The organism is Persicitalea sp. (assembly GCF_041751555.1).
Classification (GTDB): domain Bacteria; phylum Bacteroidota; class Bacteroidia; order Cytophagales; family Spirosomataceae; genus Persicitalea.
In genome coordinates this window covers 1-10,340 of sequence record NZ_JBGSXF010000770.1, presented here as the reverse complement: position 1 = coordinate 10,340, position 10,340 = coordinate 1, and the positions used below count along the sequence as shown (strand labels likewise).

At 49.4% G+C, this 10,340-nt stretch carries 13 protein-coding genes; 9 read left to right on the top strand and 4 right to left on the bottom strand.

The window, feature by feature from the left end; genetic code table 11:
- A partial coding sequence (locus ACEW8P_RS26905) for a gluconolaconase (RefSeq protein ID WP_373516148.1) occupies window positions 1–676 on the top strand: 676 nt, incomplete at its 5' end.
- 52 nt (window positions 677–728) lie between these two features.
- Here ACEW8P_RS26905 and ACEW8P_RS26900 read toward each other — a convergent pair.
- Window positions 729–1,952, bottom strand: coding sequence for a DegT/DnrJ/EryC1/StrS family aminotransferase (locus ACEW8P_RS26900; protein WP_373516147.1), 1,224 nt, complete (start codon window positions 1,950–1,952; stop codon window positions 729–731).
- Between the two features lie 126 nt (window positions 1,953–2,078).
- Here ACEW8P_RS26900 and ACEW8P_RS26895 point away from each other — a divergent pair, with 126 nt between their 5' ends.
- The 5 genes from ACEW8P_RS26895 to ACEW8P_RS26875 all read left to right on the top strand — a co-directional run bounded on the left by ACEW8P_RS26895 (window position 2,079) and on the right by ACEW8P_RS26875 (window position 6,282).
- Window positions 2,079–3,356 carry a hypothetical protein gene (locus ACEW8P_RS26895; RefSeq protein WP_373516146.1) on the top strand — a complete coding sequence of 426 codons (1,278 nt, stop codon included), beginning with the start codon at window positions 2,079–2,081 and terminating at the stop codon, window positions 3,354–3,356.
- A 98-nt stretch (window positions 3,357–3,454) separates the two neighbouring features.
- Window positions 3,455–4,303 (top strand): ATP-binding cassette domain-containing protein, encoded by an 849-nt coding sequence (locus tag ACEW8P_RS26890; protein WP_373516145.1) that lies wholly within the window; start codon window positions 3,455–3,457, stop codon window positions 4,301–4,303.
- Between the two features lie 87 nt (window positions 4,304–4,390).
- Complete coding sequence (locus ACEW8P_RS26885) at window positions 4,391–5,176, top strand: hypothetical protein (RefSeq protein WP_373516144.1); 786 nt, start codon at window positions 4,391–4,393, stop codon at window positions 5,174–5,176.
- Window positions 5,177–5,189: 13 nt separating this feature from the next.
- Complete coding sequence (locus ACEW8P_RS26880) at window positions 5,190–5,570, top strand: GntR family transcriptional regulator (RefSeq protein WP_373516143.1); 381 nt, start codon at window positions 5,190–5,192, stop codon at window positions 5,568–5,570.
- 10 nt (window positions 5,571–5,580) lie between these two features.
- Entirely contained in the window at window positions 5,581–6,282 is a 702-nt protein-coding gene (locus ACEW8P_RS26875; protein WP_373516142.1) for a hypothetical protein, read from the top strand.
- 131 nt (window positions 6,283–6,413) lie between these two features.
- Here the strand turns inward: ACEW8P_RS26875 and ACEW8P_RS26870 are convergent, their stop codons facing one another.
- The gene (locus ACEW8P_RS26870; protein WP_373516141.1) at window positions 6,414–6,653 is read right to left on the bottom strand and encodes a hypothetical protein; all 240 of its coding nucleotides are present in this window, start codon (window positions 6,651–6,653) and stop codon (window positions 6,414–6,416) included.
- A 158-nt stretch (window positions 6,654–6,811) separates the two neighbouring features.
- Here ACEW8P_RS26870 and ACEW8P_RS26865 point away from each other — a divergent pair, with 158 nt between their 5' ends.
- Together ACEW8P_RS26865 and ACEW8P_RS26860 are read left to right on the top strand one after the other, a co-directional pair.
- Window positions 6,812–7,729, top strand: a complete 918-nt coding sequence (locus ACEW8P_RS26865) for an LEA type 2 family protein (RefSeq protein ID WP_373516140.1) — start codon at window positions 6,812–6,814, stop codon at window positions 7,727–7,729.
- 123 nt (window positions 7,730–7,852) lie between these two features.
- Window positions 7,853–8,770, top strand: coding sequence for an LEA type 2 family protein (locus ACEW8P_RS26860; protein ID WP_373516139.1), 918 nt, complete (start codon window positions 7,853–7,855; stop codon window positions 8,768–8,770).
- 10 nt (window positions 8,771–8,780) lie between these two features.
- On the opposite strand, the gene ACEW8P_RS26855 is transcribed toward ACEW8P_RS26860, so the two are convergent.
- Window positions 8,781–9,347: a DinB family protein gene (locus ACEW8P_RS26855; RefSeq protein WP_373516138.1), complete on the bottom strand. Its 567-nt coding sequence runs from the start codon at window positions 9,345–9,347 to the stop codon at window positions 8,781–8,783.
- Window positions 9,348–9,421: 74 nt separating this feature from the next.
- Complete coding sequence (locus ACEW8P_RS26850; RefSeq protein WP_373516137.1) at window positions 9,422–10,009, bottom strand: Crp/Fnr family transcriptional regulator; 588 nt, start codon at window positions 10,007–10,009, stop codon at window positions 9,422–9,424.
- Window positions 10,010–10,074: 65 nt separating this feature from the next.
- Between ACEW8P_RS26850 and ACEW8P_RS26845 the strand changes: the two genes are divergently transcribed.
- Window positions 10,075–10,340: Tm-1-like ATP-binding domain-containing protein (locus ACEW8P_RS26845; RefSeq protein WP_373516136.1), on the top strand; the 266-nt coding region annotated here is incomplete at its 3' end.

Sequence of the window (10,340 nt, the reverse complement as noted above, 5' to 3'; positions counted from 1 at the left end):
CAATAGCGACAACGGGGTGTCAAGCAAGAGCAGCCCCGCTACGGCCACAAAAACGGCGGAACTTTTGGTGTTTAACATCGCCTCACGCAGTCTGGAACGCCGCGTGGATCTCGACGACCTGCTTCCGGGAGTCAGGCACTTCGCCAACGATATCGCCCTTAATCCCAATGGCGAAGTGTACGTGACAGACTCGTTTTCTCCGGTCATCTACAAAGTGACCGCCGACGGGATAGCCAGCATTCTGGTTCGGAACGATGTGCTGTTCACCAGCCCTACGTTTGGCCTCAATGGGATTGTTTATCACCCCGATGGTTATCTGATCGTAGCCAATACGGGGAGAGGGAAACTATTCAAGGTGGATTTGAAAAATGGCAACGCCATCACGGAGGTAAGCGGAATCGGTAGCCTGCCCGGCGACGGTTTGACGCTGGTCGGGACGACAGACTTGTACGTAGTGACTGGGGGCAGTAAGGTGGCCCTGGTGCGCAGCGACAACAACTTTGCCACCGCCAGCGTGGTCGATTCTCAGACGGACGGCTATGCTCAGGCAACGACAAGTACTTACGTCAATGGCCAAATCTTCACACTCAATGCCCGCATCGGCGAAATCGGCGCGGCGATGGGTGACCCTTCCAAGCTGACATCCAACACATACAGCATTCAGCGTTACAAGTAGCACGGCGCTACGCGTAAATAATGAACAAAGTGAACCTGCTGACGTGGCGGGTTCACTTTTTGGCTAAAGCGGCCCTCTGAATCTTCCGAATTGCCGCTACAAAAGCCAGCATATCCTCCTCAGATCCCAGCATGGCGTGTTGCAATATCCAAACCGCCTCTTCCCCGCAAGCCCGTTCGGCCACGGGACAAACTACCCTACTGTAGTCTGCCAATTCGGGCAGCGCGTAACACATGAAGTTTTTTTCCTGAAAAAGCGGTTGTCGGTAAAGGGGATAAGGATATCCCTTGAAGCAGGGAACACCCTCGGCGGCCAGCATTTCTAAAAAATGTGCTTTGGGCAAATGGTTGAAATGGGTGGAGTCGTATTTGAAAATGTACAGATGGTGGCAGTGCATCGTTTCGCCGTGACCCCGGCGGAGCGGTTCAATGCCTTCGATTTCGGCTAGTAGTTTATTGAGTAAAACTCCATTCTCATTTCTTCTGATCGTCTGTTCGTCTAAGCGCTTCAACTGGCTGGAAAGCAACACGGCCTGCATGGGCGTAAGGCGGTAGTTGCAGCCGGGCAAAAAATGATCGTACCACTCCCCCTCGGGCAGGCGGCCCACATTCCGTAAAGATGCCATTTTGCGATAAAGCTCAGCGTCGTTGGTGACGACGATCCCGCCCTCCCCACTTGTCAAGTTCTTGGACGACTGAAAGCTAAAACTACCCGCGTCGCCAATCGTACCCAGCTTTTTTCCTTTGTACTCGGCTCCGTGGCCGTGAGCGGCATCTTCAATTACGCGCAGATCGTGTCGCTGCGCGATGTCCATGATCGCGTCCATATCGCAGGCTTGTCCGGCGAAATGCACAGGGATAATAGCCTTGGTACGTGGCGAGATGGCAGCTTCTATTTTTTTTTGGTCGAGATTATATGTTTCGGAGTCGATATCCACGAATATCGGTACGGCATTGGATTCGATTACCGTGGAGGCGGTAGCGATAAACGTATAGGGAGGAACGATCACCTCATCGCCCGGCATGATACCGGAGGCGATGAGGGCTAGCCGCAACGAGACCGAGCCGTTGACGCAGCTCACGGCGTACTTCGCGCCGCAATAGTTGGCAAACTCCCGCTCGAATTGCTCGACTGCGCCCATACAGTCAGGGTTGCCCCATTGACCACTTCGAACGATTTGAGCAACGGCTTCTACTTCGGCTTCGTCGAATATTGGCCAGGGGAAATTAGATTGTACGGATTTCGGGCCGCCGTGGAGAGCGAGTTTATCAGGCATGAGCTTGTGGTAGATTCCATATTAATACTTCATAGAAATGGGTTTGGGCTATGATTAGCAAAAAATAGCCTGTTCTGACAATATATCAGTAGATATAGCCAAGCCAACCCCAACTATTCCTCGTCTATGAAGCACTCAAAGTACTTTTACCTCGGTCTACTCCTGGCGGGTATGTCACTCGGCACAGCCTGGGCCATTCGCGGACAGTTCGGCCATGAGCAGGGCGCGGCCTGGGCAGGAGGTATCGGGTGTTTGGCCGTTTTGCTGCTGGCAAGAAGAAAAGACTGGTACCCTAAAGCCATCCGAGCCATGTTTGCCGGAGCCGTTGGCTGGGGGCTGGGCGGAATGATCAGCTATGGAGTAGTCATTGGGTACGGTAGAGGTTCCGACTTCGGGAACGTGTACTACGGGCTGACGATGTTGCTGGTCATCGGCATGTTATACGGTTTTCTGGGCGGTGGGCTGTTTGGTTTGGTACTGGACGAGTCCAAAGAAAAGCCCGTGGCGTGGCCTAGGCTGATGACTGAAATGGTAGCCATGGCGATCGTCGTTTATTTCTTCGTGGTGGAGCAGCTTGGCTACCTCATGACCCCGCCGCGTTCCGAAATGTGGGCGGCTTGCCTCGGGCTGGCAATTGGGCTGGCATGGTACCTGGTGCGAAACGAACGAATGGCCCCCCTGAGCGTGGCGGTGTACGCCGGACTGGGCGGCGGACTGGGCTTTGCCCTTGGTAATTTCCTGCAAGTACTGGGCATCGCCTCCGAAATTGAATTCAACTTCTGGAACGTAATGGAATACAGCATCGGATTCTTCGGGGGCGCGGGAATGGCCTACGGTACTTTCACCGCCGACTGGGGGCAAGAAAGTGCCGCTGAACCCACGAAAAGTAGCTGGTTTCCCATCGCGATGTTGGTGTTGATTATCCCGCTCGTAGTGTGGGATCAATCTTTCGAGACGGAGCGCATACTGAGTAAAGTAGTCGAGATCATACCCGAAAGGGCAGAAACGATCACCCAGCTTACCCAAACATTGGCCTTTCTATTAATCGCTGGTCTGGGTATTTATTGGTACTTCAACTTTTACCTGAAAAAAGAACCGGGTAGTTTAGGATTCCGGCCCTTGTATCATTTTTTTCTAGCCCACTTTGCACTTTACACCTTGTGTAGCTGGCTCGTTACAGGAGCATTATTAAGTACCCACCGCATCGAACAGTACTTGTATGCGATTAACCTGATCTTCGTAGGAGTATTACTCAAAAAAACGACCACTAACTTCTCGGCGCGGCCCAATGTTCCCCGAAGATGGAGTGGGATTCTCGTTGCGTTGCTGGTATTAGTGGCCGTCTTAGCCGTAATCGCGATTTCCTCGCATGAACCCTGGGAACGGGCGGAGACGCGATTTTGAATCGACTTTTCAAATAGTTCAGATAATTTTTTTCACACTTCAATTGCAAATCCAAAATCATCAAGTACCTTTGTAGTGTACTATTCAACTAGGACACTATGACAACGGAGAACATGATTAGTTTGGAAGGCATAGCTTTCGGATACGACAAGCACAAGCCACTTTTCGTAAATCTCAGGCTCAACTTACAGCCCGGCCATATTTACGGATTGCTGGGCAAAAACGGTGCGGGCAAATCTAGTTTGCTGCGTTTGATGGCGGGGCTGTTGTTTCCGCATAGTGGGCGAGTCGAAGTAAACGGCTACGAACCAAAAAGGCGATCACCTGCCTTTTTGCAGGATGTATTTTTCGTCCCCGAGGAAATTTACCTGCCCTCCGTCACCGTGGATCGCTATGCCGCGACGCTCGAGCCCTTTTATCCTCGCTTCGACGAGTCGGAGTTTCTGCGCTACCTCGCCGAGTTCGATATTCCCGGGGGAAATAAGCTCACAGGAATGTCCTTTGGCCAAAAAAAGAAAGTCCTGATCGCCTTCGCCCTGGCGACCAACACCAAAGTCCTCATCATGGACGAGCCGACCAACGGCCTGGACATCCCATCCAAAAGCCAGTTTCGCAAAATCGTTTCTACCGCCCTGCGTCCCGACCGCCTAATGCTCATCTCCACCCACCAGGTCCGCGACCTCGACAACCTGATCGACCACATCATCATCATGGACGATAGCCGCATCGTGATGCAGCACAGCCTCGATGCAGTCGCCGAACGGCTGTACTTTGGCACACGCCCAACGGTCGAGAACGACACGCAGGTGCTTTACGCCGAGCCTTCGCTGCGCGGCTACGACGCCGTGACGGAGAATCTGGAACGCGAAGAAAGCCGCGTTGATTTGGAACAGTTGTTCAACGCCGTGATGAAGAATCCGGGGCGGATTCGGGAGATGTTCGGGTGAGGGAAGGGGCAGAGCGACAAAGCCACAGAGCCATAAAGAAAATGCCTTACCAACTAAACGACTAAACAAATAAACCCATCACCAACCATGAACCAGACTTTCAATTTTCAACGCTTTTTGCTGATAAACAGGCTGGAAATTGCCGAAAAAGGAAGAACCCAGCTGCTTATGGCTGCCGTTTTAGTTGGCGCGCTGTTACTCATGATGCTCCCAATTATGTTCAGCAACGAACACAAAGACACACTTAGCGGTCTGCACACGATTTCCCTGGTAATGTTGGTGCTTTTTGGTGGAAGTCTATATACCAATCAGGTATTTGGGCAATACGACTCGACCAACTCTGCTATCGCGGCCCTCATGGTGCCCGCCTCGAGGTTGGAGAAGTTTTTAAGTACGCTACTTCTGAACCTGGCATTTATTATTCCATTTTTTGTGCTGTACCTGGTGCTACATTTCTCTGCTATGGAATATGCCAACAACCACCTACTTTCCGGGGAAGAAAAGTACGAATTGATGCCTGAATTTGCAATTTACTATTCATTTATGTCAGCAATAGTCATTCAGGGAGTAGCCTTTCTTGGTGCGATATATTTTACCAAAGCCGCCTATATTAAAACGGCGGCTGTATTAATCGTTGTAATCGGTATAGGAACTGCTATCAATAATTTTGTGGCAGAAAGTATGACACCTTCTCCCAGTGCTATTTCTGCTACACCTTTTATGCAGTGGAGATTGCAATTTGGCGAATTGGAGGAGTATTATTACGTAAACGTACCTGAGCAAATACAACACTTCGTCAACTTACTGCCAATACTGATTCTACTCTCTCTATGGTACATCGCCTACATCCGGCTAGTGGAGAAAGAAGTTTAACCCTATCCCAAAAATGGAATTCAAAGAAAAACAATCCATATATATTCAAATCGCAGATTATATCTGCGAGCAGATTTTGCTGGGGCAATGGCCTCCGGGTGAGCGGATACCGTCAGTTAGGGATCTGGCGTCCTCCTTGGAAGTGAATCCCAACACCGTCGTTCGGAGCTTCGAATATTTGCAGGGCCACGACATAATTTCCAGTCAGCGAGGGATTGGCTATTCGGCGGCGGAAAATGCGTTTGAACTAATCAAAGCCGATAGGAAAGAGCGCTTTCTGGAAACCGAGCTGCCCGAATTTTTCAAGAACATATATTTGCTGGATATTAAACTGGAAGATTTACAGACCCGCTACGACAAATTCGTAGCAACCGAATATTCCTCAACTACCTAAATGAAACAGTATGAAAACCAGTAATCTTCTATTGATCGGACTACTTTCTTTCTTGTTCGTCGCTATGATTGGGGTCGATTTTACAATAAAAAATGCCTTCGAAAATATCGATCGGAATGACCCATTTTATGGCTATTCGAGGGATACTATGAAGCCTTTTAAGTACGTAAAACTTGTCGGAGATAATTTTACTTTGACACAAATCCAACCGGGTGAACAGTTTGAAATCAGGAGCATGAAATTTAGTGAATCCACAACCAGATTTTCTGTGAAGTGGGAGGTTCAGTCAGATACACTTTACGTCAAGTTTGAGAGAAGCATAGATAACTATGTCCCCTTCTTTAATATTGAATCGGAGTTAACGCAAAAACCGGGTATTTATATTTTTGCTCCCGAGCTGTCGGGTGTCAGTTCTGAGGAAATTATCTGTAAAGTCAAGGGTTGGCCACATGGGGATTTTAGCGTTGTACAGTCTGGTAGAGGGATGCACCTTGTGGACAACAGCTTCGACAATCTTTCTATTTTATCTCGGAAGCGCGGATACGTCGCGGTTCTCAGCGACAATCATTTACTAAACATAACCGTACAGGTTCGGGACAATAGTGTCTTCCGGGTTGACAAAAACGTTTTCAAGTCGTTCCAAATACAGGCCGATAGCACTGCGGCAGTCACTCTTCCGGGGAATCTCTTGAATAAAAATATTAACTTTTAGCAGCATCTATTAGCCTAATGACGACTCATTTTTGCTTGAATCGAAAGATGGGTCGTCTTTGAATTTCACAAGTTCTCAAAGCCAATGGCTGCAAAAATCGCTTTGCACTGACTCGCCCTAAATCGGAAAACTCAATCCAACCCATTCAGCAAAGTTTCAACCGGCCGGGCCTGGCTTTTGTCTTCTTCATCTTCCTCCTGGCCTTCTTCCTCAAATCCTGCTTTTACATCCTCCCAGGCTTTTTTCTGGGCATCGGTCAGAGTGCCTTCCAACTCTTCTTGATTTACGATTTGCGCAAAATCGAGCGCGTTCACTAGTTCCATGAAAAAGGGAAGGCGGTGATCGGGTACGCTAACGGTAATTTGTTTCATGGAAAAAGGGTTCTGATTGCTTTGGAAGAAGAATACTTGGTTTGTTCATTAACCGCCAAATAAACGAAAAAAATGGAACCGCTGTTTGCTTAGCCAGGCCCAAAACGAACTGAAAAAAACTTTTCAGGCCGAATTACCAACCCTGGGCTGCCACACCAATGAACCTCAGCAAAACTACCAAAACCCTCCTGATCTTTCTTGCCCTTCTCCTTCTGGGCGCGGCGGTATTTTATTTTTACAAACAAGAAAATGCCAACCCCGTCTCGGGCCTGAAACCCCGGCTCGAAATGGCCGCCGTCCGCATTGACGCCATCACGGACAGCACCCTGGATTTGACGCTGGACTTGCTTTTGGATAATCCGTTGCCCGTCGGCCTGGATGTGGCCAATATGGCCTACTCCGTTAAAATGAACGAAACGGTTATCCTCGAAGACGAATACGCCAAGCCTTTCGTGGTGAAGGCCAGCGACAGCAGTTCGTTGAGCATCTCCACCCAACTGAATCTAAAAAACCTCATCGCCGAAGTAAACGAGCAGGATCGTCTGGACAACGACAGCGCCGACTACCACTTCGAGGGCGTTTTTCATCTGCGCAAGCCGTTTTTAGGAAAAGATACGCTGCGACTGGCGATGGACAGGCGGGCGTTTGTGTATCACTTGCCTGAAATCAAGGTGGTCGGCTTCAATCTGGAAAAATTCCGTTTGAGCGAGTCGGAGGTATTGCTTCGGCTTCAGGTGACCAACGACAATCCTATTGCTCTGGAATTTAAGAATCCAACCTACTCGATCGACCTCGGGAAGCAGGGCAATGTCCTGGAAGGCAGCAACCCCGGCGGCACCAAAGTTGGTAAGAATAGCAACAAAACCTTCGAGGTACCTTTCACGGTCGATATGGGCGAATTGCTCAAAACCGGGGGGCAGCTTCTTTTTCAGGGGAATAGTCTGCCTTTCAAACTCAACTTCAAATGCAAACTCGCCAGCGATAACGAAATGTTGAAAAACAGCGATCTGAACTATGTCGTGGAAGGCGATATGGAGGATTTGCAGGAATTAAAAAAGATGATCGACAAGAAGTGACTGGGATGGAGTGATGGCCGAAAGCAACGTCCACGCTTTTTCCGCCGTAAGTGAGAGGGACGCATGACTTGCCCGGTGGGTGGGTGGCCTAAATTCTCTCTTCACTCTCCTCCTTCTTACGGCATGAATCTCAGCAAATCGGTCAAGACGATTCTCTTCTTCATTTTCCTCCTCCTGCTGGGTTTTGTCGGCTACTATTTCTACAAACAAAAATATGGCAACCCCGTTACGGGTCTCAAACCCCGGCTCGAAATGGGCGTTGGCCGCATCAGCAATATTACCGACAGTACCGTCGATATGACCTTGAATTTGCTGATTCACAACCCACTACCCATCGGTATGGACGTCGAGAATATGGCTTACACCATAAAGATGAACGAGCAGGTTATCATTGAAAACGACTACGCCAAGTCGCTGCTCATTAAGCCGCACGATAGCATAACCGTTAGTCTCGACACGGAGTTGATGCTCAAAAAACTCGTGGACGAAATCAATCAGCAAGACATACAAGGTCAAGATAGCGCCACCTACCACTTTTCGGGTGATTTTCATCTGCGCAAACCGTTGTTGGGGCAAGATACGCTTCACTTATCGATGGATATGCGCATGCCCGTATACCATCTACCGCAAGTAAAAGTCAGGGGTTTCGATATGGAGAAGTTTCGCCTGAGCCAATCGGATATTATCCTGCAATTGGAACTAACTAATGACAACCCTTTTCCGCTGGAATTTAAGAACCCGAGCTACGTGATTTCGGTGGGGAAACAGGAAAAACTACTGGAAGGCAGCGTAAAAGGCGGTACCGTGGTTAAATCTCACAGTAGTGACCTCTACGAAATACCGATAACGGTTGACATGGGCGACCTGCTCAAAACTGCCGGGCAGTTTATTTTTAAAGGCAAAAGTTTGCCCTTTCACCTGACCTTCCGATGCAAGTTGGCTTCCGATGATGCGATGATTAATGACAGCGACCTTAACCTGCTGGTGGATGGCGAGCTGAAAGATTTGGACAAGGTGAAAAAGTTGATTGATAAGAAATGAAACGTTCCAGTCAGACCTTCTCCATCAAACTACCCAATACCCGATCAGCTTGCTGCAGATGGCGTTCGTCGTGCGCTTTCATAAAGGCAAACACATCGCCCAGCTTGAAGCGGATGAGCGGCGTGATCGATGATTGAACGCGCGCGTCGAGTTGGTTGCCTCCTTCAATTTCGTGCAGCAAACGAAGCCATTGTTCCTGGTACTCGATAAACTGTGCTATCACCGCCACTCCGTCCAGGTCTTCGGGCGGTCGATGGGCCTTGAATGCTTTAAGTTTGAGCTTGTTTTCGGGCTTGATCGTGTTCGTCAACAGTTTGCCCAAAGTACCGCTTCGGAAAGTACCCCCTCCCTGTTCAGCCACGACCTGACCAAGGGCTCTGCGTGTCTTGGGAAGGTAAAAGTCGCTATACGTATTGAGATGGGCGATACAGCCCGCCGCCGACCAACCTCCATCAGCGGGCCTGGCATTAAGTACATCCTCAGACAGATTTTGATAGGTGCTGGTCGCTTTTTCAAGGTGCGACTCAATGATTTTTGCCAGTGGTTCGGCCCATTCTTCGAGTGTTTGATTTTTCATCAGATTGCTTGAATTGGTTTGTATCTCAAAGGTCGGGCACCCATGCCGAAAAAATCTTGGCATTTACCAAGATTTCAAATTTTTACTCGATTGAGTAGTTTGCTGAAATTGGTGGCATTTATCCCCAAATAATTGGCCAGGTACTTGTGCGGCACCAGTTGCAGGATATGCGGGCTCCGACGAAGCAAAGCGCGAAACTTTTCCTCAGAAGTATAAGACTGAATCTCCACCAATCGCTCCAGCACCCCTGATAGCGCCCCGCTCAAACTTGAGAGTACCATTCTGACCAGCGCGGGATGGCGCAAGGAGAGCCGCTCATAATCGGTATAGCTCATCTTGAGTAATACGGAGGGCATTAGGGTTTCGTAGAAATAGCGGGAAGGTTGTTGTGTGAAAAAAGAGTCGATCACCCCGCCAAAAGAATGCGTATACGAAAACATCAGGGTAGCTTCGCGGCCCTGAGCGTCGAGATAATAAATACGCTGCAAACCTTCCTGGATGAAATAAAGGTACTTCTCCGTGTCGCCCGCTTGGGTTAGTACTTCCTTCCGACAAGCCGTTATGGGCGTCCAGACCGAAACGAAAGCGTCGAGCTCCTCTGGTTCGAGCGGATAAGCGGCCGTGATCTGCTGGCGAAGTGTCTCCGTGTCTATCTTTGTCATAATGATGAGTAAAATTTAGCCCGCAGCCTTTTTGTATTCAGATTGATATCCCCCAAAAATAATACGTGGAAAACTCCTATATACTGATTCTTGGCTGTTTCGATACCAAAAGTGAAGTTTTCGCTTATCTCCGTAAGTGTATCCTGCAGCATGGCCAACGAGTCATGACGCTGAATACCGGAACAATGGGATCGACGGACGCCTTCCCCGTGGACATCGAAGCCGAGGCGGTAGCAGAGGCCGCCGGAACCACGCTGGAAAGAGTAAGGAAGCAAAACGACCGCGGCCAGGCCGTGGCCAAAATGGGGGAGGGGGCGGCAAAAATCATCGC

Coding starts and splice junctions, on each gene's coding strand:
- ACEW8P_RS26900 (WP_373516147.1), bottom strand. CDS start 1,952: ATGCCTGATAAACTCGCTCTCCACGGCGGCCCGAAATCCGTACAATCT.
- ACEW8P_RS26895 (WP_373516146.1), top strand. CDS start 2,079: ATGAAGCACTCAAAGTACTTTTACCTCGGTCTACTCCTGGCGGGTATG.
- ACEW8P_RS26890 (WP_373516145.1), top strand. CDS start 3,455: ATGACAACGGAGAACATGATTAGTTTGGAAGGCATAGCTTTCGGATAC.
- ACEW8P_RS26885 (WP_373516144.1), top strand. CDS start 4,391: ATGAACCAGACTTTCAATTTTCAACGCTTTTTGCTGATAAACAGGCTG.
- ACEW8P_RS26880 (WP_373516143.1), top strand. CDS start 5,190: ATGGAATTCAAAGAAAAACAATCCATATATATTCAAATCGCAGATTAT.
- ACEW8P_RS26875 (WP_373516142.1), top strand. CDS start 5,581: ATGAAAACCAGTAATCTTCTATTGATCGGACTACTTTCTTTCTTGTTC.
- ACEW8P_RS26870 (WP_373516141.1), bottom strand. CDS start 6,653: ATGAAACAAATTACCGTTAGCGTACCCGATCACCGCCTTCCCTTTTTC.
- ACEW8P_RS26865 (WP_373516140.1), top strand. CDS start 6,812: ATGAACCTCAGCAAAACTACCAAAACCCTCCTGATCTTTCTTGCCCTT.
- ACEW8P_RS26860 (WP_373516139.1), top strand. CDS start 7,853: ATGAATCTCAGCAAATCGGTCAAGACGATTCTCTTCTTCATTTTCCTC.
- ACEW8P_RS26855 (WP_373516138.1), bottom strand. CDS start 9,347: ATGAAAAATCAAACACTCGAAGAATGGGCCGAACCACTGGCAAAAATC.
- ACEW8P_RS26850 (WP_373516137.1), bottom strand. CDS start 10,009: ATGACAAAGATAGACACGGAGACACTTCGCCAGCAGATCACGGCCGCT.